Annotated in this window: 21 protein-coding genes; 3 read left to right on the plus strand and 18 right to left on the minus strand. The window is 30.1% G+C overall.

The window, feature by feature from the left end; genetic code table 11:
* Positions 1-18 precede the first annotated feature (18 nt).
* The 6 genes from BS62_RS04470 to BS62_RS04495 form a co-directional block, all read right to left on the minus strand.
* Positions 19-1,236, minus strand: a complete 1,218-nt coding sequence (locus BS62_RS04470; RefSeq protein WP_496490051.1) for an aspartate aminotransferase family protein — start codon at positions 1,234-1,236, stop codon at positions 19-21.
* A 60-nt stretch (positions 1,237-1,296) separates the two neighbouring features.
* Positions 1,297-2,661 (minus strand): APC family permease, encoded by a 1,365-nt coding sequence (locus BS62_RS04475; RefSeq protein WP_496490052.1) that lies wholly within the window; start codon positions 2,659-2,661, stop codon positions 1,297-1,299.
* A 134-nt stretch (positions 2,662-2,795) separates the two neighbouring features.
* Positions 2,796-4,181, minus strand: a complete 1,386-nt coding sequence (locus BS62_RS04480; protein WP_496490053.1) for a sodium:solute symporter family protein — start codon at positions 4,179-4,181, stop codon at positions 2,796-2,798.
* Between the two features lie 55 nt (positions 4,182-4,236).
* Positions 4,237-5,322, minus strand: a complete 1,086-nt coding sequence (gene buk / locus BS62_RS04485) for a butyrate kinase (protein WP_496490054.1) — start codon at positions 5,320-5,322, stop codon at positions 4,237-4,239.
* Positions 5,323-5,326: 4 nt separating this feature from the next.
* Positions 5,327-6,241 (minus strand): phosphate butyryltransferase, encoded by a 915-nt coding sequence (locus BS62_RS04490; RefSeq protein WP_496490055.1) that lies wholly within the window; start codon positions 6,239-6,241, stop codon positions 5,327-5,329.
* A gap of 104 nt (positions 6,242-6,345) precedes the next feature.
* The gene (locus BS62_RS04495; protein ID WP_496490056.1) at positions 6,346-7,710 is read right to left on the minus strand and encodes an aldehyde dehydrogenase family protein; all 1,365 of its coding nucleotides are present in this window, start codon (positions 7,708-7,710) and stop codon (positions 6,346-6,348) included.
* A gap of 428 nt (positions 7,711-8,138) precedes the next feature.
* On the opposite strand from BS62_RS04495, the gene BS62_RS04500 reads away from it, so the two are divergent.
* Complete coding sequence (locus tag BS62_RS04500) at positions 8,139-8,519, plus strand: carbonic anhydrase (protein WP_496490057.1); 381 nt, start codon at positions 8,139-8,141, stop codon at positions 8,517-8,519.
* Between the two features lie 191 nt (positions 8,520-8,710).
* Positions 8,711-9,934 carry an IS256 family transposase gene (locus BS62_RS04505; RefSeq protein ID WP_496490058.1) on the plus strand — a complete coding sequence of 408 codons (1,224 nt, stop codon included), beginning with the start codon at positions 8,711-8,713 and terminating at the stop codon, positions 9,932-9,934.
* 236 nt (positions 9,935-10,170) lie between these two features.
* Here BS62_RS04505 and BS62_RS04510 read toward each other — a convergent pair whose 3' ends face one another.
* From BS62_RS04510 to BS62_RS04560, 11 genes are all read right to left on the minus strand, one after another.
* Positions 10,171-10,767 carry a DUF4397 domain-containing protein gene (locus BS62_RS04510; protein ID WP_496490059.1) on the minus strand — a complete coding sequence of 199 codons (597 nt, stop codon included), beginning with the start codon at positions 10,765-10,767 and terminating at the stop codon, positions 10,171-10,173.
* 145 nt (positions 10,768-10,912) lie between these two features.
* Complete coding sequence (gene hflX / locus BS62_RS04515) at positions 10,913-12,160, minus strand: GTPase HflX (RefSeq protein WP_496490060.1); 1,248 nt, start codon at positions 12,158-12,160, stop codon at positions 10,913-10,915.
* 173 nt (positions 12,161-12,333) lie between these two features.
* Positions 12,334-13,203: a methyltransferase domain-containing protein gene (locus tag BS62_RS04520; RefSeq protein WP_496490061.1), complete on the minus strand. Its 870-nt coding sequence runs from the start codon at positions 13,201-13,203 to the stop codon at positions 12,334-12,336.
* A gap of 160 nt (positions 13,204-13,363) precedes the next feature.
* Positions 13,364-14,587, minus strand: a complete 1,224-nt coding sequence (locus BS62_RS04525) for an MFS transporter (RefSeq protein WP_496490062.1) — start codon at positions 14,585-14,587, stop codon at positions 13,364-13,366.
* Positions 14,588-14,988: 401 nt separating this feature from the next.
* The gene (locus tag BS62_RS04530; RefSeq protein WP_496490063.1) at positions 14,989-16,926 is read right to left on the minus strand and encodes an endonuclease MutS2; all 1,938 of its coding nucleotides are present in this window, start codon (positions 16,924-16,926) and stop codon (positions 14,989-14,991) included.
* 144 nt (positions 16,927-17,070) lie between these two features.
* A complete protein-coding gene (locus BS62_RS04535) occupies positions 17,071-17,796 on the minus strand; it encodes an MBL fold metallo-hydrolase (RefSeq protein ID WP_496490064.1) in 726 nt (241 codons plus the stop codon).
* A gap of 145 nt (positions 17,797-17,941) precedes the next feature.
* The gene (locus BS62_RS04540) at positions 17,942-18,217 is read right to left on the minus strand and encodes a CD3324 family protein (RefSeq protein WP_496490065.1); all 276 of its coding nucleotides are present in this window, start codon (positions 18,215-18,217) and stop codon (positions 17,942-17,944) included.
* Between the two features lie 285 nt (positions 18,218-18,502).
* Positions 18,503-19,921 carry a vWA domain-containing protein gene (locus BS62_RS04545; protein WP_496490066.1) on the minus strand — a complete coding sequence of 473 codons (1,419 nt, stop codon included), beginning with the start codon at positions 19,919-19,921 and terminating at the stop codon, positions 18,503-18,505.
* Positions 19,922-19,923: 2 nt separating this feature from the next.
* Positions 19,924-21,015, minus strand: coding sequence for an ATP-binding protein (locus BS62_RS04550; RefSeq protein ID WP_496490067.1), 1,092 nt, complete (start codon positions 21,013-21,015; stop codon positions 19,924-19,926).
* Between the two features lie 11 nt (positions 21,016-21,026).
* Positions 21,027-21,830 carry a hypothetical protein gene (locus tag BS62_RS04555; protein WP_496490068.1) on the minus strand — a complete coding sequence of 268 codons (804 nt, stop codon included), beginning with the start codon at positions 21,828-21,830 and terminating at the stop codon, positions 21,027-21,029.
* Between the two features lie 287 nt (positions 21,831-22,117).
* The gene (locus BS62_RS04560; protein WP_496490069.1) at positions 22,118-22,987 is read right to left on the minus strand and encodes a fascin domain-containing protein; all 870 of its coding nucleotides are present in this window, start codon (positions 22,985-22,987) and stop codon (positions 22,118-22,120) included.
* A 201-nt stretch (positions 22,988-23,188) separates the two neighbouring features.
* Here BS62_RS04560 and BS62_RS04565 point away from each other — a divergent pair, with 201 nt between their 5' ends.
* A complete protein-coding gene (locus BS62_RS04565; RefSeq protein ID WP_496490070.1) occupies positions 23,189-23,524 on the plus strand; it encodes a hypothetical protein in 336 nt (111 codons plus the stop codon).
* A gap of 38 nt (positions 23,525-23,562) precedes the next feature.
* Here the strand turns inward: BS62_RS04565 and BS62_RS04570 are convergent, their stop codons facing one another.
* Complete coding sequence (locus BS62_RS04570) at positions 23,563-24,726, minus strand: class I SAM-dependent methyltransferase (protein ID WP_496490071.1); 1,164 nt, start codon at positions 24,724-24,726, stop codon at positions 23,563-23,565.
* Position 24,727 lies beyond the last annotated feature (1 nt).

Raw genomic sequence — 24,727 nt, forward strand, 5'->3', positions numbered from 1 at the left:
TCTAATTATTCAATACCCTTATTTTGCATAAGCTTCTTCAACTGATTCCTTCAATATTTCAAATGCTTTATCACAATCTTCTTTTGTTAGTATTAATGGAGGAACCATTCTTATTATACTTGTTCCTATTAATGTAACAAGAAGCTTTCTATCAATACAATTGTGTTTAATATCTAATCCTACAGGTGCATCAAATTCAACACCCACTAATAAACCTTTACCTCTAACTTCTTTTACATGAGGTAGTTCTTTTAATTTATCCATAAAGTAAGATCCCATTTCTGCTGCATTCTCTGCTAAATTTCTATCAAGCAATTCATTTATTTGAGCATAAGCTGCTGCACAACATACTGCATTTCCACCATAAGTGCTTCCATGTGAACCCATTGTAAATGCTCTTGCAACTTCATTACTCGCACATACTGCAGAAATTGGCATTCCTCCACCCATTGCTTTTGCCATTGATACTATATCAGGCATAACATCGTAATCCATATATGCCATTACTTTACCAGTTCTACACCAGCCAGTTTGAATTTCATCAAGAAGTAGTAATAATCCTTTCTCTTTACAAAGCTCTTTAATACCATTGACGAATTCCTGAGTTGCAGGTCTAACTCCACCTTCACCTTGAACTAATTCAATCATAATTGCAATTGTATCATCAGTTACTAACTCTCTAAATGATTCTACATCATTAAAATCAGCATATGAAAATCCTGGCAATACTGGTTTAAACCCTACTTGACATGCATTATCGGGTTGCCCTGTTGCTGACATTGCCCCATAAGTTCTACCATGGAAACTACTTTTAGCTGTAATAATGTGATATTTATTAGGACCATATTTTTCTGTTCCATATTTTCTTGCCATTTTAATCATAGCTTCATTTGCTTCAGTACCTGAATTTTGGTAGAATATTTTATCCATTCCAATTGTTTCGCAAATTAGTTCTGCTAGTAATGTTTGAGGTACTGTATATGGGTAGTTAAAAGTGTGTATAATATGTTCAACTTGATCATGAATAGCAGCTACAACTTTCTCATTACGGCTACCAGCACTATTTACAGCAACGCCTCCATAAAAATCTAAATATGCATTTCCTTCTTCATCATACAGATACATTCCTTCTGCTCTTTCTGCAATGAAATTAAATCTTTCATAAGTTTCAATCATATATTTGTTTGTTAGTGCCTTAACTTCTTCTTTACTTAAATTATAATCTCTTAATTTCATTTAAATACCCCCTGAAAATATATTATAATTAACTAAACAGCTAACAACATATCGATTTACTTATTCTTCCATTTTCCCAAAATCAACATACTTTTTCTTTGCAGTAACATAGAACATTATACCTACTAATACCCAACCTCCTACGATCATCCATTCAGCAAATATCATACCAGGTATATAAAGTAAAAGCATTAATATAGATAAAACTATAGCCATATATCCTACAAACTTATAATTCTTTATTTCATATGGTCTTTCTAAATTAGGCTCTTTCTTTCTTAAAACAATAAATGATATAGATACCATTGCATATGCAATAACAATTCCAAAACTACCTGCATTAACTAGCCATCCCATCATACTCTTTCCAAATAAAGGTGCTATAACAGACAATCCACCTATTAAAAGAATTGCATTCGATGGAGTATTGTATTTTGGATGTATTTTTCCGAAAAACGCTGGAAGCATTTTAGCTTGAGCTAATGCATACATTGCACGGCTTCCTCCCATAAGGAAAGCGTTCCAACTTGAAATAATACCTGCTAGCCCTGCAATAATTAAAACCTTAGCTGCCATATCACTATTTCCAAATCCTATTTTCATTGCATCTGCTGTTACTAGTACAGATGAAGCCATTTGATCTTCAGTCATTAAAAGAGAAACTGCAAAGATAACTAATACATAAAATGCAACTGCCATAACTATAGATAATATTAATATTTTACCAATCTTCTTAAAAGGCATATTTATCTCGGCTGCTGTTTGAGGAATTACATCAAAACCTATATACATAAATGGTGTTGCAATAGCAACAGCTAAGATTCCACTCATTCCATCTTTAAAAAAAGGTTCTGCATTAGATACACTACCACTAATTGGGGCACTAATCATTAATCCAATTCCAGCTACTGCTATAATTACTGTTAGAATTTTTTGTAAAAAAGCTGCATCTTTAGTTCCACGGTAGTTTATTGCTGTTATTATGATAGAGCTTACAACACCTACTCCAACCCAGCTAGCATATACATCAAATCCAGCTATTGTATACATATGACCTTGTAAAAAGTTAGGGAATAAATATTCTACAACATTAGGAAGTGCACATGCTTCAAAGGCAACAACACCTACATACCCTAATATTAGTGACCAAGTACATATAAAGGATGCATTTGCACCAAGTGCCCTATGACTAAATACTTGTGCACCACCAGACTGAGGTAGCGCAGATGTAAGTTCTGCATAAACTAAACCTACAAATACTATCATTATCCCGCCAAGTCCAAATGCAGCCATTGCTCCTAAGGAACCTGCATCTTGAATCCACATGCCTGCTAAAATTACCCAACCCCATCCTATCATTGCTCCAAATGCAAGAGCTAAAACGTCTTTATTATTCAGTACCTTGTCAAGTTTCTTATCTTCCATAAAATACCCTCCCCTTATATTATAGGACTACAAATATTACTATGTTTTTAACATCTTGTTACAATTATCATTTGTAACGCCAACTCTGTTATATAAACAATAGTAGAGATAAATTATGAATAATCCAGTATTAATTATGTTATGTTATATTTTTTTCCCCTTGCAAAATAACCTACCAACATTATTATAATTGAAGCTCCAACACCTAAAAATAATGGGTCTATAAATGATGGTAAAGTAAATTTTCCAATTAGTACCAAAAGAGGTCCTGCAATCATAGCACATAAGGCAAATTTTTTGTCTATTTTCCCTGGTAAGAACAACGAGCAACAAAGTGGTGCAAATCCTACAGCTCCACGAAGACCCATTGACATGAAACTCCATCCTAGTATTAAAGATCCCATATTTCCAGTTGTAAATAAAGCGGCTGATCCAAGTATTAATGCAATTATAATACGTGTTGCTTTGAGTAAAGTCTTATCACTTGCATTTTTATTAAAATACACTTTATATATATCATTACTTATCATAGAGCTCATACCAAGTGCCAAACCTGCTCCTGTACCTACCAAAGCAACAAGTAATATTGCCATAATGGCTCCTGCGAAAATAGGTGGTGTATTTTGCATTACAAATGTAGGTAATGCTTTAGCTGGAGATAAATCAGGAGAATTTAATTTCATGTACATACCAACAAATATTCCAGCGATACCGATAATAGGTATTAATGCAGCACTAACTAACGCACCAGCTTTTGATATCTTAAGACTTTTAGCAGAGATAACAGCTTGAATATATGTTTGAGTTGTAATTACTCCTAGGATAAGAGAAACACCTGCTCCAAGATCTACAAAAGGACCTCTTGCAACCAGATTAAAGTATTGTGCATCTGGCAACGCTACTCTAAAATTAGAGATTCCTCCTCCAAGATTAATTGCTATAACTCCACAAATCAGTACTGCACTATACATTAATATTGTCTTTGCAATACCTACAAGACCTGACCCCCAAACACCTCCAAATATTACATATACAAGCATTAATGTGATAATCAATATAGTTGCTGCAGCAGGACCAATATGACTTACAGATGTAACCAATGCCATTCCAGATAATAGTTGTGCAATAATAGCGAATAAAGTTCCTATAGAAGATAAAACAGTTGCAACCGTACTTGATTTATCGCCATATTCTCTTGAAAAAACCTGTGGTAATGTGCTTATTTCACTGTTATAAAGAGGCTTTACAAAACCAAAAGCTAATATAAGGCAGGCAATACCTCCACCTAATGTAAACCACCAAGCTGAGAATCCATAATTAAAAGCAAGTTGAGCTGTTCCTATAGTTGAAGAGCCACCAACCAGAGTTCCAATTATAGTTCCCGCTACAATTCCGACTCCAGCTTTTCTTCCACCTGTTGCAAAATCACCAGCTGAGCTTACACGCTTTCCTGAATATACACCAACACCTGTAATTATAATAAGAACTATTATGGCACCAATATAATGTGATAGTGTCATTTTTAAAGTTCACCCCTTTCATTACTTTAAAATTTTATCTCTACTGCTTCGAAAATCACTGAATATTCGGATAATTTTGTAGAGACTCCTTGTTCTCTAATACACGTAATACTCCTGAAGCTAAAGCTTCCATTTCATGTTCTCCTGGAAATACCTTTACTGGAGCTATAAATCCTACTCTGTCTTCAATCCATTCCATTAGCATTTTATCGTATGCAAGGCCTCCAGTTAAAAGAATAGCATCTACATTTCCTTTTAGTACTGCTGAAGCTGAACCTATTTCTTTTGAAATTTGATATGCCATTGCTTCATATATAAGCTTTGCATATTCATCACCTTCTTTAATGCGTTTAACCACTTCACGACCATCATTTGTTCCAAGATAACCTACTAAACCACCACCTCCAACTAATTTCTTGCGAAGTTCTTGTTTTGTATATTCTCCTGAGAAACACAGATCCATTAGTGTTCCAAAAGGTATTCCTCCACATCTTTCAGGTGACATTGGTCCATCACCATCTAGTGCATTATTTACATCTATCATTCTTCCTTTTTTATGAGTACCAACAGATATGCCTCCGCCTAAGTGTGCAATTATAAAGTTAAAATCTTCATATTTACCACCCACCTCAGCAGCTGCAGCTCTTGCTACTGCTCTTTGATTTAGTGGATGATCTTTAGATTTTCTTGGCATAAGTGGTGTTCCTGATATTCTAGCCAATGGTTCAAATTCATCTACAACAACAGGATCAACAACATATGCATTTAACCCTAACTCTTGAGCTATTGAGTAAGCAAGACCGCCTCCTAAATTAGAAGCATGTTGCCCCATGACTCCTATTTTTAAGTCTCTTAACATTTCTTCATTTACTTGGTAAGTGCCACCTACAACAGGTTTCATATTACCACCACGCCCTATAACCGCAGAGAATATTGATAAATCTACGTTTTTCTCAGCAAGCATTTTCATAATTATCTCTCTACGAAAATCAAACTGATCGTATATTTCTACATAAGTATTTATTTCTTCAGATGAATGACGAATTGTTTCTGTCATTATCTCTTTATCATTTTCAAAGATTGATACTTTAGTTGAAGTCGACCCAGGATTTATTACTAAAAAAGTATATGTTTTTTCCATGTTACTACCCCTTTCCTAGTTGTTGGACAACTAATACACCAAGTGCAATAGAGTGCATCTTTGATATATCTGAGCTTGCTCTAGAAGTTAAAATTATTGGTGTTTTCGCCCCCATAATAACTCCAGCTTTTTCAGCTCTTGCAAAATACTCCATTGATTTATTTAAAATATTACCAGCTTCTATATCAGGTGCGATTAATATATCAGCGTTTCCTGCAACAGGATGGTCTATACCTTTATGTCTTGCTGCCTCAGGTGATACAGCATTATCTATTGCTAATGGTCCTTTTACTAAACAACCTTTAATAATACCTTCTTCGTTCATTTTTGTAAGTTCTGCTGCATCTAATGTAGCAGGCATTTTAGGACTTACTTTTTCAACTGCACAAATTACAGCAACTTTTGGTTCATCATTCCCCAAAGCACGAGCAATACTTACACTGCTGTTAATTATATCTACTTTGTTTTCCAACGTAGGTGCAATTGTCATAGCTGAATCACTTAAAATAAATAACCTATCGTATCCTGAAACTTCTAATACACCAACATGGCTTATTAGATTACCTGTTTTAAGACCGGTCTCTGAGTCTAATACTGCCTTTAATATATCCGATGTTTCAACAAATCCCTTCATTGGAAGTGAAGCCTTTCCGTCCCTCACTAATTTTACAGCGTACTTACAAGCTTCTTTTTTGTCCTTTATATCTATAATTTCAAAATTATTTATATCCATTTTTATTTCTGAGGCTATTTCTTCAATTTTTTCTTTATCTCCAACTAAAATTGCATTGGCAATTCCCATTTTATATGCGTTGTTTACTGCAGATAATACATCCTTGTCTTGGGCAGCTGCCACAGATATTGTTTGAGGCCCACCTGCTTTAACCTGTTCTATTAATTCTTTGAAACTTCTTATCATTTTTATATCTCCTTTATTTTGAGATTCTTCATCACTTCAAACAAAAGGTTATATATTTACTGTTTGAAGTGATTGAGAATCTCGTATTTAAAATATACTAATGATTAATTCCAGATCTCCTCATCTGTTGGAACACATCTTCCTGGAATTTCATATGCTATTCTACTTATATTAATTAAATGATTAAACCAAAGGTTTTCACTTATACTATTATTTCCCCAAGAACCGCAACCAAGTGTTGCTGTAGGATTTAGACCATTTGTAAAAGCTCCACCAAGTCCGCTTGATCCTATTTGATTAACTGCAAAACGAGAAACTGGAAGTATTTGTGCAGCATATTCTATATTTTCTTTTGTATATGAATGTATAACAGCACTATGTCCTTGACCTTCATGTATTAAGTTAGCATTTGCTATAGCAACAGCTTCTTCCCATGTATCATAACTATAGGCTGATAATACTGGACACATTTTTTCCTTTGCAAAATAATCTTCTTCTCCAGAACCTTTAACCTTTACAACTAATAACTTTGTATCTTCAGGTACAACTATCCCTGCCATTTTAGCTATATTCACAGGAGATGCACCAACACAATCCCTATTTATTGATCCATCTGGGAATAATGATTTTCTCAAAGCATCTACTTCTTCATCTTTTTCAATATAATAAGCGCCGTGTTTAACTAATTCATCTATATAGGACTCATATTTTTCAGTTGGAAGTATTGCACTTTGTTCACAAGTACACAGTATACCATTATCGTAAGTTCTACCTTTAACTATTTTAGGCACGACTTCTTCTATATCAGCATCATAATCTACTAGACATTGAACGTTTCCTGCACCAACGCCAAAAGCAGGCTTTCCACTGCTATAAGCAACCTTTACCATTCCTGGACCACCTGTAGATATACATGCATCTGATAATTGCATTATCAAACTAGACATCTCTACTGTTGGCTCTTCAATTATTTGTATTAAATTTTCGGGTACTCCTAATTTTGCTAAAGCTTCATTCATTAAATCTACAGTTTTCTTTCCGCATATTTTCCCACGTGGATGTGGGCATATAATTAATGCATTTCCACCCTTTAATGCTATCATTGCATTTTGCATTGGTGTCATAGTAGGATTAGTCGTTGGCGTTACAGCTCCTATAACTCCTATTGGTTTTGCAACTTCAACCAATCCTTCCTCCGCTATGTATCGGATTATTCCTCTGCTTTTAACTCCTTTAAGTTTGTTCCAAACTGCTTTTGATTTGCCTTTATTTTTAACTATTTTATCTTCATAAACTCCCATCCCAGTTTCATCAACTGCCATACGAGCTAATAACTCACCATTATCATATACTGCCTTACCTATTGCGCGTACTGCTTCATCTACTTGTTCTTGAGAATATTTTTCAAATTCTTTTTGAGCTATACGTGCCTTTTCTATTAGATTTATTACATATTCTCTTGCTTCCATTTTTATACCCCCCTATAATTTTTATATAAATTTTAATTTGCAAATACAAATTTATTTTTTTAATATTCACATTTTTGTGAATATTGATTTGTTTAATACAGTCTATTCACGATATAAATTAATTGTGTTATTTGTTAAAAAGTAGTTTAACTCTACTTGTACTTGCGTTCCCTAATATTTCCTTAAATTTTCTAAATTTCGTATATTTGGTTTTTAAATCTACAAAAACAAAAAATCCGTACTAAGTTTCTTCAGAACAGACTTAATTTCTACAGTTAAATGTGTATATATATACTTAAATATTACATAGCCTTTTTGTAATATTAGATTATATATTGATTGTTTGTGTAATAACTAACACAAAAACTATGCACAAATTCTAGAATACCTTCATATTTTATTAGTAAAAAATTAGTTGAGGGTGTGCCATGAAAAAAAAATTTGGAACAATTCTAAACTGTATTGATGGTAGGACTCAAATTCCTGCAATTAAGTGGTTACAAGAAAACTTTGATGTGGATTATGTAGATTCAATTACGGAGCCTGGAATGGATAAGGCATTATCTCAAGGTCAATGGATCGAAAATGAAAGATTAAGAGACAAAGTTATAATTTCAGTAACAGCTCATAACTCCAATATAGTTGCTATAGTAGGACATTATGATTGTGCTGCAAATCCTGTTAATGAGTGCGAACATTTTCATGACATATTAGCGTCGATAGATATAGTAAAATCATGGGATCTTCCAGTTGAAGTAGTTGGTTTATGGGTGGATGAATTTTGGTGTGTTAATGTTGTCAGTATATAAGGTGCAATTATCACTAATGATTTTTTGAGGTTAAAATAAGCTAATTTCAAAATAAAAGAGATATCACATGGATATCTCTTTTATTATTTCATTAATTTTTTGTTTTTGGGGTCTGAAAAATAAAGTGTGTAAACTTCCAAAAAGTGGTGATAATTTAAATATCATTACCAATTAAGGAGGGTACACACTTTATGTATTTAAACAACAAAAGTGATATATTAAGATTTTTAATTCAGGAGTACGATGTAAAAAATTCAAATGACGTTCAAAACATGTTAAAAGATTTATTCGCAGGAACTATACAAGAAATGTTAGATGCAGAAATGGAAGATCATCTAGGTTATTCAAAGTATGATTACAAAAATAAAGAAGTTAAAAATAGTAGAAATGGAATTAGAACTAAGAAAGTAAGATCAGATTTTGGAGAGGTCCAAATAAGTATTCCAAGGGACCGCCAGGGAACATTTGAACCTCAAGTGATAAGAAATTATGAAAATGACATATCTGGCATAGAAGACCAAGTTCTTGGAATGTATGCTAAAGGCATGTCTATCAGAGATATATCTTCTCATATCAAAAGTATATACAACATAGAAATATCCCATACATTAGTTTCTAAAATTACCGATAGGATACTTCCTGTGGCTAATGAGTGGCAGAATCGACCTTTAGACTCGGTATATCCAATTGTATTTATGGATGCAATCCATTACAAAGTAAGAACCGAAGGTAGAGTTGTAAGCAAGGCTGCATATATTGCCATAGGCATAAATATGGAAGGATTCAAGGAAGTTTTAGGCATATGGATTGGTGAAAATGAGTCATCTAAATATTGGTTAAAAGTAATAAATGATATTAGAAACAGAGGGGTTAAGGATATTCTAATTGCATCTGTCGATGGATTGAATGGATTTAGCGAAGCTATAAAAGCAGTATTTCCTAACACTGAGGTTCAAAGGTGTGTAGTTCATCAAATAAGAAATACACTAAACTATCTATCATATAAAGATAAAAAAGAATTTGCAAGGGATTTAAAAACAGTTTATACAGCTATAAATGAGGAAACTGCTCTAGCTAACCTTGATTTACTTGATGAGAAATGGGGTAATAAGTATGACGTAGCCATTAGAAGTTGGAGGAATAACTGGAGTGAACTCTCTTCATACTTTAAGTATCCTCAAGAAATAAGAACTATAATTTATACAACAAATTCCATGGAGAGCTATAATAGAATGCTTAGAAAGGTTACTAAGTCTAAGAGTATTTTCCCTTCGGATGAGTCTCTTAATAAATCTCTTTATTTAGCTACCGCTGACATTTCAGATAAATGGACTCAAAAGATTAGAAATTGGCCTCAGATATTAGATCAATTAAGTATATATTTTGAAGATAGATTAACATCTGTAATAATGTAAATTCTTTCAAAAAACTAAGGAATTTACCTTAAAGAGGTATTGTTTTTTGTAAAAATGGAAATAATAGTAAAAAAGGAGCGAGTATTATTGCTACTCAGCTCCTAAAAATCCTATCAATCACCACTCAAAAATCAAGTATTTATTTGAAGTTTACACAAATCTATTTACAGACTCGTTTTTTGTTACTTATATAAAAACAACACTTGGTCTTAAAATTAGATTACTTAAGATAAAAGCTATTCGCATTTATCTAATATAGTATTGCCATCAACGGCTAATATAATTTGAGGAATATTGCCTGTGGAATAACCTGGGGATTTAATACTCATACTTCCAACAATATATATTGTGTATATTCTACCTGGTTTAAGATTTATATTTATAGATTTTTGGGTAGTTGTTTCAACTTCTAATTTATGTCTACCTGGATTTATATCAAAATATTCCGTTCCAGTTCCTGGAGATAACGTACTCGATAGTTCTCCTAAGGTAAATAGTAAGTTTGAGGCATCTAAATTATAAATTCTAACTTTTGTTTTATCTGGTTCCACTTTTTCATTAATATCATCAATTATTGGCAAAACTTTAAAACCACTTGGAAAATCAACAAATGCAAAAGTCATTAATTGACCTCCTATTAGAGGAAAATCTTTAATTTCTAGTATGATGTCAACTCTATTACCAGTATAATAATACTTTACATCCCCTATAACTATCAACGCAGGACGATAAGTAGTAAGTTCTTTATATTCTATATCTAATATAAAAGGAATATCATTTACATATATATCTATTGGACCCGATTCAGGTATGGCATTAAGTGTCCTACCCATAGAAACTCTATTATCTAGACAAGTCTCTGGGAGGTCATATATTAATTGACGTTTATAAATAAAATCACCACCTAAAATATCTTCTTGATATTAAGATATTCTATAGTAATAATTTTGCCACTCTGATGCCACATCATAATATTTATTATGATATTATATAGTTTTCATATCTATCGTAATCTAATTTACTACATTCAATGTTAAAAATAGTACCTTCAGCTACGTATTCACTGTCAATGATACTTGAATTTTGGGTTATATAAGAAACTAACTTGCCTTCAGTATAAGGGATTAATAACTTACACTTGATATAACCTATAAATACCTTTTGACATATTCTATCTATTAATTCATCTATCCCTATTTTTTTCTTAGCTGATATATATACCCCTTTATCATCAGGTAAATATGAATTCACTAAATCAATTTTATTATAAGCATAAATAACAGGTATATTATCTGCCCCTATTTGTTTTAGAGTTTCATTTGTTACATCAATATGATTTTCAAAATGTGGATTTGAAATATCCACTACATGAATTAATAAGTCTGCTTCACATACTTCTTCTAGTGTAGAGCGAAATGCTTTGACTAAATTATGTGGTAAATTACTTACAAATCCAACTGTATCTGAAAGTAAAATAGATTTATTACTATGAAGCTTTATATTTCTAACAGAAGTCTCTAACGTTGCAAATAACATATCTTTTTCAAAAACCTTTTTGTCTTCACTATGTTTAAATCTATCTACCATCTCATTCATAACTGATGATTTACCTGCATTTGTATATCCAACTAAAGCTATATTTGGAATGTTTGATTTCTTTCTCTTATTCCTTTGAGTATATCTTTGTTGCTTTAGTAATTCCAATTCTTTATTTAAATCTGCTATTTTATCTTCTATTTTTCTACGGTCAAGCTCTAGTTTTTTCTCTCCCGATCCTCTATTCTTGGTTCCAACTCCACCACTTTGACGTCCAAGGTTTTCATTTGATCCTATTAACCTAGGTAATTCGTATTGAAGTCTAGCTACCTCAACTTGTAATTTAGCTTCCCTAGTCTTTGCTCTCTGGGCAAAGATATCTAATATTAAAGCTGTTCTATCTATAACAGTACAATTTGTTTTTTCACCAATATTTTTTAACTGTGATCCAGATAGTTCATTATTAAAAACCACTATATCTGCATTTTGTTCAGAAATTAAATTTATTAACTCTTCTAATTTTCCACTTCCGATATAATGTCTTGAATTAACTTCCTTTGCATTTTGCACTATTACTCCTACAGATGTAATATCACAAGCCGAGCATAGATTTTCTAGTTCAACTATGGATTCTTCAAAACCGTTTTTATTATTTATATTAATACCTACTAAAATTCCTCTTTTTTTCATGTTCATAATCTCCTTAATTTACTATTTAATATTTAAATAGCACGGGATTATGACTATATTTATTGATTAAATACTTAAGACAGCCACAATCCGTGCGCTATTCTCTGATTCTAATGTAATAAACTGGTCCTCTCATATTCACAGCAAACACCTCCAATTTTTATTTATAGTATCTATTTTTTACATCTACCTACTATAATTCTTAAATCTATAGTTATATTAGATATATCATGTTTTATTAATTGTTCTATTTGTTCTTCACTTAAACTTGATGTCAATGGAGTCATTTTTATTAAATCTTTTAAATTAGCCTTATCAATACTCCATTTATAGTTAACATTACTTTGAGTTACTATGTCTAAGTGCTCTTTAAAAACATCAACGACGTTTTGGTTAGAGTAATTATTATTTTTCATTTCACCTTTTATTGCATATCTTATTTCTTTTAGATATTCTGATTCTGGAATAACTTTAATTACTACGCCATCTTTATTTAAAACTCTATTAAACTCCTTATAGTTTGCTGGAGATAGTATATTTAATATTACATCAAACTTTTCATCTTTAAATGGCAAGTTTGATAAATCTGAAATACACCAAATTATATCATTTCCTTCTCTTGTTGCAATGTTTATTCCCTCTTTTGATATATCAATTCCAACAAACTCACAGTTTTTAAGGTTTTTACTCTTAGATAATTGATTTAGATAGTAGCCTTCTCCACAACCAGCATCTAATATATAATTTTTGTTTTTGTTTAATGTATATTCATTAATCACATATCCTATTTCTCTAGTCAACATATCATAAAGATTTGAGTTATATGTTTTGTTTCTAGATTCAAATAAATCTTTATCATATATCTTGTTATTACTGTTGTTTAGTAAGTTAATATAGCCCTTTTTTGAAATATCAAAACAGTGACTATTATTACATACTAAACTGTTTTTATCATTTGTTTTCATATCACCTTTGCAAATAGGACATTTAAATACTTCTATATTTTTATCAAATAATAATTTTGCTTTTTCAATTTTTTTCATATCATAATCACCTTTCACTATTTAAGTTCAAATAGCACGGGATTATGACTATATCATATTTAGGACAGCCACAATCCGTGGGCTATCCTCTTAATCTAATGAAATAAACAGGTCCTCTATTCATTTGCTTTACCTCCATATTAATATTCAAGTTAGTATATTATTTTTCTATTTTACTTATATGAGAATTACACTTACACACAATACCTAATATTATAGTTAAAATTCCAGATATTAAAAACCATGATGCAACCCCTATTTTTTGTGAAGTTGGTCCTGCAATTAAAAGACCTACTGGAGTTGCAAAAAGCATCATACTACCTACAATTCCCATTACTCTACCAAGAACACTTGGATCAATTTTATTTTGAAGTAATACATAATATGATCCACTAAATAATGGTCCAGTTAGTCCCATCATAGCTGACATTATTGAAAACAATATAAATCCATTAGTTGGGACTAATCCTGAAATAGCTAGTGCTATACCTAATCCTACTAATGAAAAGGAAATTATATTGCTCTTTTTATACTTTTCACCTATAACACCTAATAATACTGAACCTAAAAGAAGTCCCCCTGCAAATGTAACTTCTACAAAACTTGCATGGAAGGCTCCCCCTTTTAAGTGCTGTGTTACCATAAGTGGGAATAAAGACCCTACCCGTATAAATATTACTGCATTAATAGACATTATAATTGTAAGAATATATAATCCTTTGTATTGTCTAAGTTTTTTAAAAGCATATGTCATTTCACTGAACATATTTTCACTTTTAGTATCATCCATACTTCTTTTAGGATTTGGTATTTCTACAAATGCAACTGTTAAAAAAGCTATTAAAGCTCCTATTATATCTACAACCATAACATACTCAATTGAGTATAATCCTAACATAAAAGCAGCTAAAGCTGGCCCAAATATATTTGATGCTGATTGAATAAACTGAGTTACACTTGCTGATAATGTCAATTTAGCTTCAGGAACAATCATTGGAATTGATGCCTGAAGTGCTGGCATATGAAATGCACTACCTAATGACCTTATAGCCAAAACAATATATATTAAATATAGTGATTCTTTTCCCATAAAGAAAAATATCATTAATACTAAAGTAGCTATTGCTATACCAATATCCGCAAAAATCATTATATACTTACGTTTAAATTTATCTACAATAGTTCCTATAAATGGTCCTAATATTGCCTGTGGTAAAAATCCCACAAGAGATGCCATAGTTAATACTGTTGCTGATTTAGTTTCTAATGTTAACCACCATATTATGGCAAATTGAACCATACTACTTCCCAGTATTGAAAATGCCTGGCCTGCTGAAATAGTGTAAAATACTCTTTTCCAATTTTTATTTATTTTGTTTTCCATGTTCTTATTCTCCTTTTATTTGCTATTTTGATTATCTAATAGCACGGAGTTATGACTTTTTTATAAGAACTGGTCTTTATGGATAGCCACAACCCGTGCCCTATCCTCTTAATCTAACAGAGGCTATTCCTCCATAAATCAACATACGTAACCCTCCTTTAAATTAGCTTTGTTTATGTAGCTAAACTTTAGAATATAAAAAAACCTTGAAACATAGGTATGCTCCAAGGTTAAATATACTTTAGTAAATAATCTAACAATAAAACTATTTATTATGTTAAATAGTCTAATGTTTATATATTGGAGCGCTACATATTTTATGTTTTGTAAATATAGATAATAACTTTTTCATAAAATACCACTCCTTTTCCATTAATTATGTGTTTATGTTAACTTATTTATTAAATATTGTCAATGTTTTTTAAGTTCTGTTGTTTGTTTTGCTTTATTTCCTTTTGGATTTTTTTCAAAGCTTTCTTAGATCCTCTTTCAATATCTCTTTCTAATTTTCTCTCTTTATAACTTGTAAATAAGCTATTTAGATCATAATTCTCTGGATATAATTCTGTAGCTTTAATGCTAAGTTCTATTCTTTTTACATTAACCTCTATAAATTCATTATTATATAAAACTTCTACATTATTGAATTTATTAATAGGTTTATATATTATTCCAAAATCATCTTTATCTAGTAATTTTACTTTGTCTCCAACTTCATATAAAGGTATTTCTTTTAATACTTCTTCTACTACCTTTTCTACCTTTGATGAACTGATTTTACTTCTTTTAACTAATTCTAAGTTGTAGTTTTTGTCGTTTATATAATCACTAGCTCTTTTTAGTATTTTATCTCTTATTCCCATTTTCTTAGATATAAAAAGAGCATTACTATCTTCTGATTTTCCTATAGTTAGTTTATATAAGGGCTCTAGAGTATCTTTATCAAACATCATTCCTGCATTTTCAAATTCAGGATGAAGACTTGCAAACTTCTTTATTTCACCATAATGAGTAGATGCTATACTTATACATCCCATTTGATAAAATTCCTCAAGTATTGCTATTGCAAGACCAGCTCCTTCATTAGGTTCTGTCCCACTTCCTATTTCATCAAGTAATACCAAAGTAGAATTATTTGATGCATTCATAATATCTGCAATATTTTTTATATGTGAAGAAAATGTACTAAGGGCATTTTCTATACTTTGGTTGTCTCCAACATCTACAAATATGTTTTCAAATACACTAATTTCAGTACCTTCACTTGCACATATATCAAGTCCACATTGAACCATTAAAGTCAAAAGTCCAACTGTTTTTATGGAAACAGTTTTTCCTCCTGCATTAGGCCCTGTTATTATTAAACTTCTATAGTCTTTTCCTATTTCAATATCAAGGGGTATTACATCTCCTTTTAAAAGTGGGTGTTTTCCCTTAACTATTTTTATATATCCTCTATCGTTTATCTTTGGAGTAATTCCTCTAGTATTTTGGCTGTACTTAGTTTTTGCAAATACCATATCATACTCTGCTATTATTTCTATATTTAACTTTATTTGACTTATTTTTTCAAATATAAGGTCTGTTAAATAAGATAGTATTTTATATTCTTCTATAGATTCATCAGATTTTAAGCTTATAAGTTCTAGACTAAACTTTGATACACTACTTGGTTCAATAAAAACAGTATTTCCCTTTGCTGATGTATCGAGAACTATTCCATCAACTTCATTTTTGTAAGATGATTTAATAGGTACTACATATCTATCATCTCTTTTACTTACTATAAACTCTTGAATATACTTTTTATTAACAGTTGATGTTAAAAATTTGTTTAGTCTTTCTTTTATTTTACCTTCTGTTATTTCTATATTTCTTCTAATTTTCTTAAGTTCCTTACTAGCTTGTGAATCTACTTTGTTGTTTTTTATAGAGTATTTTATTTCACTTTCTATATTTTCACATTCAGTTATGTTTAGTGCATATGAACTTAAACTAGGTGAATAAAACTCCTTATCTTTCATAAAGGACTTTATTTTCCTACAGCCTCTTAAAAAGTCTTCCATTTTTACAAGCTCATTAGGATCTAGTATTATTCCCTTTTCAACTTTATCTATAATTGGAGTTATATTAAACAACCCCTCTAATGGTATGTGATTGCTATTTTCTAATATTTTTTTAGCTTCTTCGTTTTCTTTTAGTCTTCTTTTTACAACATCTATATTCTTACTAGGAATCAACTTATCTATAAGTTCTTTTCCAAGTGAACTTACACAGTGTACCTTTACTAATTCTTTAAGTTCGTTTATTTGTAATTTTTCAAATGTATTGTTATTCATTTTACCTCTCCTTTATTTATATAAGTCTTTTCACTTATGACTTAATAAATAAGGAATGCTCTATTTTGTTAGACTCCTTATTTATTAAGTCTAACTACAGCCTCTAAATAATAATTTTTTTTCATAAAAATATCTCCTTTTTGTTTATTTATATATTTTTTGTAAAGATTCTTTAATGCCTTTACTATATATACCACCATGATAACATATTATTTTATCTATATCGTAGTTTAATAGCTTTTTAATAGATTCTTTTGCCTTATCCATATCTAATGTGTACTGAGGATTTGCAATTTCTAAGTCTCCATTTTCTACTACTAATGCATCTCCTGCTATTAGGGTATTACTTTCTTTTATATATATAGATATGTGCCCTGGCATATGACCTGGAGTTGAGATTATCTCTATTCCTCCACACATATTTAAGTAATCCTTATCTTTTAAACATATATCTACATTTGCAGATTCTATTGATTCTAAGAGTTTATGAAATTGCATTGCATATTGCTTTTGATCGTCTGGAATTTTATCATATATAGCTTCTGCTTGTTGTAGTCTCAAAGATTTTTCATTTCCACTAATATATTTTTCATCGTCACACGATGATAATATTTTTATATTTGGATATTCTCTTTTAAATTCTGCCAAAGACCCCATATGGTCAAAATCATGATGTGTAATTATTATTTTTGTTAATTTGGTAATATCGATACCTTGATTTTTTGCAGATTCTTTTATTAATGGCAAAAAATTAGGATATCCACAGTCAATTAAAATCATTTCTGCCTTATCACTTAGTATAACCGGATGTATAGCGTTAATTTCACCGTTAAAATCAAATTTTATTTCTAAAACATTTAAGTTATTCATATTACAACTCCTTATTCAAAATCAAAAGGTTTCCTATTTAAATAATACATTTAATATAAGTATATCTCAAGTTTATATACAACTCTGTAATAAAGTTGACCATAAAAAATCGATACCTGATTATATCAAGTATCGACTATTATATTTATATTATTTCTCTTTCACTTCTAATTATTCTTCTAATACTATTCTCAGTAAGGTAGTAGTGTTTAGCAAGTTCTTTAACAGATAGCCCTTGCCTATATTTATTAAAGATTTCTATATTTCTTTTCTTTAACTCAACTTTTGTACCACTACTTTCACCCCAACTTTTTTTGTTGTCTGATTTTCTAGGTATATATAAATATCCACCGTCTATATATTTTTGAATTAATTCAATAATATCTTCTGGCAATATATTTTGTGCTTTTTCGTATTTCATAACCCTTGCTCCTATCTACTATTTTAATTATTAGATAATGAGGCAAAGACTGCACAAAACAATTTAACCGAATTTAATTTTATAAAATCCGGCTCTGAACAAAAATTTATTCTGTATGTTTATTACAGTCTTTGCGCAGAGCCTTCCACACTGATTAATTTTGTTTTATTTTTCATAAATAATTCTCCTTCTTATATTTATTTATATACTTATGTATTCATTTTATCATATTTATATGATAAAATATCACTCAGTTTAAGACAACTTATGTAGTTTTATAAACACCTACGACAATACTTTTAAAATTGATTCTTGGTTATTCATTGAATATCCATCATGACTAATATTACTCGTATCCAATATATCATCTCTTACTTCAACTTGACTAAGTTTTTTAACTGCTCCATAAGGTTCTTTTAGAGATAACTTATCTCCTCTTCCAGAAATAACCCACAAAACTTTATACCCCCTAGGTATTACTTCTAGCTTATCCTCACCTTTGCCATCAGTAAAATACACCAACAAATTAACCTTTTTATTATTAACATAGTCAAAAACTGGAGTAAATTTTGTTCCCCTTCTTGTATTAATTCTATCTTTTATATCCTTTATTGATTTAACTTTATAGACACGTCTAATTTCGCTATCACATTCTATAATTGTAATTTCATGATTATAATTTTTTACTATACTAAGTACTTCTTTAATTGCTTGCTTAAATTCTTCATCGCTAATACTTCCACTTATATCAATTGCAACAGCTATTTCTGCTTTATGACTTCTAAGTTGACCCCTTATGTCTAATCTATCAGGTTGTCTTCTATTTCTTCTTGTTATAGTCTTCTTTTTATTACTTTCAACAGTTCCCATTAACCTATTAAGATACAAGTTCCAAGGTAATTCACCTTTGCTATTTTTAAGTGATGATATGATACTTTCTAAATATGATGGAATTTGGCCTTTTAGAGCATTATCAATAAACTTTTCAGTAAATTCCCTAAGAGTTTTTTCATCTATATCACTGGAATCTTCCCAAATATCGTGGGTTTTCTCAGGGTCGTAATCTGTTTCTATATTTTCACCTTTGGTATCATCTTCTTCCCCATCTTCATTTTCTTCTTGAAGGTCTAGCTCATTTTGAATTTTTTCTACATAGTATTCAAAAGGTTCATATGACTTAAGATTCAAAGAATAATTCAAATTTACCCACTCCAAAGTCATAGCATATGGGGGTAGATAATTTAAATGTTTATTTACTACTATATCCATTGCCATATTAATTGCCAATGTACTGTATTTATTTTTTAGCTTTTTTGCCCTTACTAAATGCATAGACAATATGTGTAAAATTTCGTGCTTAATTGTACTTTCCATTTGTTTTATATTAAGACTTAAAAAAATTATTGGATTAAAATATATAACGTATTTAGCCCCTTTAAAATTAACAGCAGTAGGACTACTTATATCAAATCTTATTTCCCTTTCCATTTGAAACAAAAAATAACCATAGAAATTATCTTTTTCTTCTATAAGACTTAAATTAACTTTATCTACAAGACTAAAAAACTCATTTTTAAAATCTTGATGTATATTTATCTCAAATTCTTCACCTTTATTTTTTAATCTTAATAAAGTCAAAGTATCTATAACTTTATTTGCTTTTTCATAAAGCTCTTTTGCTTGTTTATCAAAATAAGTTTCCATAACTACCCTCTTATTAAACTATACGATTCAAAGTAAGACTCAACAAAATTTTCATTGTCTATTGCTTCTTTGTAAACTTTGGTATAACTATTTTTTATATCCTTCATAATCCCCACCATTAGATCAATTGGATATATTCTCATAAATTCAACAAATCTATTAATATAATAACTTGAGTTAAAATCATCATTTTTTATATTTGATTCTAAGGTTTTTAGAATGTTCATTGCTGATAAATAAAGTCTTGTATGACTTTCATTTTTTACTTTTTCTATAACAGATTCAGAAAGGGTATTGCCTAAAAAAATATCTTCATAAGATATTAACGGACTATAATCAGATTCAACAAAGCTCATAAACTCTTGTGCAATAACATTTCCTACGTTTCCTTTTATAACATTTAAAAGTACTGATTTAGGTATTGAGTCTTTTTTCTCTTTATAATTTTTATAAATCTTAGAAACTCTTTCATAACTTCTTGGAGTTGCCCTTATATCATCTTCGTTTATTTTATGTAAATATTCTGGGAAGGTGGATATAAAATCTATAACCTTTTGTTCAATTCCTTCATCTATTGCCCAATTTAACCACTGTATATAATCAGGCTCCATATTTAACCATACAAATCTGTTTTCTTGGGCAGCATCCATATCTACAACCTGATAATCAAAATCCGAACCGTATTTACTTGAAGGATTCATTGCTGCTAAGATTTTTACACCATTATGTAGCTTATATCCATTTATTTCCCTATTTAATATTAAATTCATAAGTTCCTGTTGTACTGTATGCTCACAACGATTCATCTCATCTATAAATAAAAGAACTGTTTTTCCTTTAGATATTTCTTCATCAATTTGCCTTAACTTGTTATGAACTGCATATATTGTAGTTCTATTTTCTATTGTTGGAAGACCACCTATTTCACCTTCTTTTAGGAGATTTCCATCAATAACAATTAAGCTCCAATTATTTTCTTTAGAAAGTTGTTTTGCTAAAGCTGTTTTTCCTATTCCACTTTCACCAACTACTAAAGGTACTTCCCCAGTAGATAATACTAAGTCAACACTTTTTAATGTATCTATAAAATTCATTTTGTCATCTCCTATATCATCTTTAACTTTTCGTCTACAACTATTTTTTTTGCCTTTTTACTTCCATATTTATAAGTAAACATTATTTTGTCAATTGGCATAATATCACTATTTCTATCTATAGTACTACAATTTAAGAAATCCCTAATGTATTTTTCTTCAACATCTTCTTTTGATAATACTTGTTTTAATACTTCTTCTAGTTCATCTTTAGATATTTCTCTCATAATATATTTAATTACCAAAATATTTACCTTTAAAAACTCTAACATTTTATTCTTATCTAAACCATTTATAAAATTAATAGCGGATTCATTGTTTTTTATAGCTATAAGTTCTGTGTTATATGTAGGTGAATTTATATATCTTAATGCATCATAACTTATTTTTACGGCTTCTTCTTGCACACTTTCATAAGGCTCTTTTATATACCTTATCGAATCATAATTTTTTCTTACCGCTAATAGCTGTAATTCCTCATTTGGATTTTTAATATATTTAATAGCCCATCCAGATTGATTTATGGCTAATTTAATTACGTTATTAGTTGGACTTTTAATATATTCTAGATTAATCCATCCATTATTTACAGCTTTTATCATCATATCTTCTGTAGGGCTATTTATAAACTTAATTGCCCTAGGATTATTTTCTATGGCTAATTCTTGCATCTCTTTAGTTGGATTGTCTATATACTCTAATAAAAGCCCATTTTTCTTAATAGCCAATAACTTCATCTCATCTGTAGGATTATCTATAGTTGCTATAATATTAGGATTATTCTTTATCATTTCAATAAGTTTTGACTCTTTCATAACATCCCTTTCTTTCGCTTGTTTTTAGATGTGGTTATTTCTTATTATATTAATATACTTTCTAAGTCAATTCAAACAATTTTCTTAAAAAATAACTTTGTACTTACTATACTGTAAGTTACAAGGTTATTCTTAATTAATGGACAATCACTATTAATTTTTAAATAATTAAAAGGAGTGGTGAAAAAGTACGTTAATAATAAAAACTCCAATAAATTAAGTTATTGGAGTTTTTATTATTATACATATTATAAGTCTCTATATTAGTTTTTTTTGTTATAACACTATTATCTTACATTTACTATTTCAAAGAATATACTTGTAGAAACATTTGGAGGTTGAGCTGTAAAGTCAGCTACTAACACATTATCATTACGTCTTACCCTTACATATTGTCCATTATTTGCCCTTAATGCTATTACTCCTCCTGGAAAGTTTACTAGTGTAAAAGTTTCCCATGGTCCTATTTGGGTTCTATTTGCTACTAATGGTCTTCCTCCTCCACCTTCTGCGGATACAAATTGACCATTATTTGCTTGTAATGCAACTTGATTTCTTCCTCTATCTATTAATCTAAAAGTTTCCCACGGTCCTCTTTCTCTTCTATTTGCTACTAGCTCTCTTCCTCCTCCACCTTCTGCTGATACAAATCTTTCATTGTTAGCTCTTAGTGCAATATTTCTTCCTTGACTTGGAGGTTGTGGTTGTGACTGGGTTCTATCTACTACTGTGAAAGTTTCCCATGGTCCTATTTGATTTCTGTTTGCATTAACAGGACCTCCGCCTCCACCTTCTGCTACTACAAATTGTCCATTATTTGCTCTTAGTGCTATTTGATTTCTTCCTCTGTCTACTACGGTGAAAGTTTCCCAAGGCCCTATTTGGTTTCTATTTGCTACTACCTCTCTTCCCCCTCCACCTTCTGCTGATAAATATTGTCCATTATCTGCTCTTAGTGCTATTTGATTTCTTCCTCTATTTACTACTCTAAATGTTTCCCAAGGTCCTATTTGATTTCTGTTTGCATTAACAAGACCTCCTCCTCCACCTTCTGCTACTACAAATTGTCCATTATTTGCTCTTAGTGCTATTTGATTTGGAAGTGATTGTCTTTCCATTGTATCTAAATCGTTGATATATAGATTATAATCAATCAAAATTATCCCTCCTTGATTTTATAATCTATATATAATATGTACTTATTATCAAATTGGTTCTAAAATATGCAGTGGCAGGTTGATTCAATAGATCAAAATGTATCAATAATGCTTATAAATTAGAAACAATTCCATATATACTTGCATAATATATAAAAATAACTATGTCATAAAAATTTATAATCACCATGGAGGGTTATTATGGAAAGTGCGATTTCGGATAGTTTCATTACTTTAGATTATCTTTCAACATTTGGAGGTATGGTTACTATAATAGTACTCATTACCCAATTTACGAAAGAGTTAGTTGACAAATTCACTAAAGGATTGCCTACAAAGTATGTAGTTTTTATATATTCTCTAATAACTATTGTAGGTTATGAAATTACTGCTGGTACATTCGATATATCTAAAATATTCGTAACTATTATCAATGCAATGATGTTGACTATGACAGCAATGGGTGGATATGAATGTGCATTTAGGCCTGTAGAGAAAAAGATTCAGAACCAAAATCAAACTAAGAAAAGGGAATAAATAAATGCTGTACTTAAGTAGTACAGCATTTATTTATTTTATATTAAATTATCATCTTTTAATAAATTATATAATGTTGGATTAAAGTTAAATTGATCCATTAAGTCTTTAACTTCTTCTAAAGACTTTTCTTTTTTATCATTAGATATATTTGCCTTTGATGCCCTAATTAATAAGTTTTTTGGAGAATGTGCTATGTCTATAAATTCTAAAAGTTGCGTTTTATATCCTACACATTCTAATAAGTTGGCTCTAACACTATCTGTCATAAGTGCTGCAACTCTCTCCTGTATTATTCCGTACTTTGTTAATATAGATAGAGATTCTGCCTTCATTTGATGGTTAAATTCATGTTGGCAACAAGGAACAGAGAAAATCATTTTGCTATTCCATTTTATTGCATTATATAAAGCATAATCAGTAGCTGTATCACATGCATGCAGCGTAATTACCATATCAACTTTATTGTTGTATTTGAATCCATTTATATCTCCAAGCTCAAAATGCAGATTATCATAGTTATATCTTTTAGCTATATCATTACATTTTTTTATAACATCTTCTTTAAGGTCTAACCCTATCATTTTTACATTTATTTTTTTAATTTCTACAAAATAGTAATATAATACAAATGTTAAATAAGATTTTCCGCATCCGAAATCCAATATTGTAAGTTCTTCAAAATCATTTTTCTTAATTTCATCATCAATAATTTCTACAAATCTATTTATTTGCTTATATTTGTCGTACTTTGAGTTAACTACTTTGCCCTCTTTTGTAAAAACACCTAAATCTATTAGAGGTTCAATTATCATTCCTTCTTTAAGAATGTAGTTTTTTTCTTTGTTGTGGCTTTTATTAACTTGAATTGTATTGTCAGTTTTTTTCTTACCTAAAAAAATCTTTCCTTTTTTAGATATTTTCAGATCAAATGTAGTTGTAGTTGACCAAGCTGCAACTTGCTTATAGCTAGATGATACATATTCTAGAATTTTTTCTCCTAGACTATCTATATCAATATTTTCATGAAATACTTGCTTATCAGTGAATTTTTCTATTTGATAATATTCTTTTTTGTTCTTTTCTTTTAATACAAATGTTATCTTATTATATTCAACATCTTTGTTCATTTTGTTGCTAATAACTACTTTTACAATGTCTTGTTCTGTTATTTCATCAATTGCTTTTTTTAACTCTTCCATT

This window comes from Sporacetigenium mesophilum DSM 16796 (genome assembly GCF_059569055.1).

What these genes read in the sequence shown, in the direction of transcription:
- BS62_RS04495 (WP_496490056.1), bottom strand. Translation starts at nt 7,710, where the DNA reads ATGGAAGCAAGAGAATATGTAATAAATCTAATAGAAAAGGCACGTATA.
- hflX (WP_496490060.1), bottom strand. Translation starts at nt 12,160, where the DNA reads ATGAAAAAAAGAGGAATTTTAGTAGGTATTAATATAAATAATAAAAAC.
- BS62_RS04540 (WP_496490065.1), bottom strand. Translation starts at nt 18,217, where the DNA reads ATGAAATACGAAAAAGCACAAAATATATTGCCAGAAGATATTATTGAA.
- BS62_RS04490 (WP_496490055.1), bottom strand. Translation starts at nt 6,241, where the DNA reads ATGATAAGAAGTTTCAAAGAATTAATAGAACAGGTTAAAGCAGGTGGG.
- BS62_RS04480 (WP_496490053.1), bottom strand. Translation starts at nt 4,181, where the DNA reads ATGACACTATCACATTATATTGGTGCCATAATAGTTCTTATTATAATT.
- buk (WP_496490054.1), bottom strand. Translation starts at nt 5,322, where the DNA reads ATGGAAAAAACATATACTTTTTTAGTAATAAATCCTGGGTCGACTTCA.
- BS62_RS04520 (WP_496490061.1), bottom strand. Translation starts at nt 13,203, where the DNA reads ATGAAAAAAATTGAAAAAGCAAAATTATTATTTGATAAAAATATAGAA.
- BS62_RS04545 (WP_496490066.1), bottom strand. Translation starts at nt 19,921, where the DNA reads ATGGAAACTTATTTTGATAAACAAGCAAAAGAGCTTTATGAAAAAGCA.
- BS62_RS04475 (WP_496490052.1), bottom strand. Translation starts at nt 2,661, where the DNA reads ATGGAAGATAAGAAACTTGACAAGGTACTGAATAATAAAGACGTTTTA.
- BS62_RS04535 (WP_496490064.1), bottom strand. Translation starts at nt 17,796, where the DNA reads ATGAATAACTTAAATGTTTTAGAAATAAAATTTGATTTTAACGGTGAA.
- BS62_RS04525 (WP_496490062.1), bottom strand. Translation starts at nt 14,587, where the DNA reads ATGGAAAACAAAATAAATAAAAATTGGAAAAGAGTATTTTACACTATT.
- BS62_RS04505 (WP_496490058.1), top strand. Translation starts at nt 8,711, where the DNA reads ATGTATTTAAACAACAAAAGTGATATATTAAGATTTTTAATTCAGGAG.
- BS62_RS04570 (WP_496490071.1), bottom strand. Translation starts at nt 24,726, where the DNA reads ATGGAAGAGTTAAAAAAAGCAATTGATGAAATAACAGAACAAGACATT.
- BS62_RS04550 (WP_496490067.1), bottom strand. Translation starts at nt 21,015, where the DNA reads ATGAATTTTATAGATACATTAAAAAGTGTTGACTTAGTATTATCTACT.
- BS62_RS04470 (WP_496490051.1), bottom strand. Translation starts at nt 1,236, where the DNA reads ATGAAATTAAGAGATTATAATTTAAGTAAAGAAGAAGTTAAGGCACTA.
- BS62_RS04555 (WP_496490068.1), bottom strand. Translation starts at nt 21,830, where the DNA reads ATGAAAGAGTCAAAACTTATTGAAATGATAAAGAATAATCCTAATATT.
- BS62_RS04530 (WP_496490063.1), bottom strand. Translation starts at nt 16,926, where the DNA reads ATGAATAACAATACATTTGAAAAATTACAAATAAACGAACTTAAAGAA.
- BS62_RS04510 (WP_496490059.1), bottom strand. Translation starts at nt 10,767, where the DNA reads ATGGGTAGGACACTTAATGCCATACCTGAATCGGGTCCAATAGATATA.
- BS62_RS04565 (WP_496490070.1), top strand. Translation starts at nt 23,189, where the DNA reads ATGGAAAGTGCGATTTCGGATAGTTTCATTACTTTAGATTATCTTTCA.
- BS62_RS04500 (WP_496490057.1), top strand. Translation starts at nt 8,139, where the DNA reads ATGAAAAAAAAATTTGGAACAATTCTAAACTGTATTGATGGTAGGACT.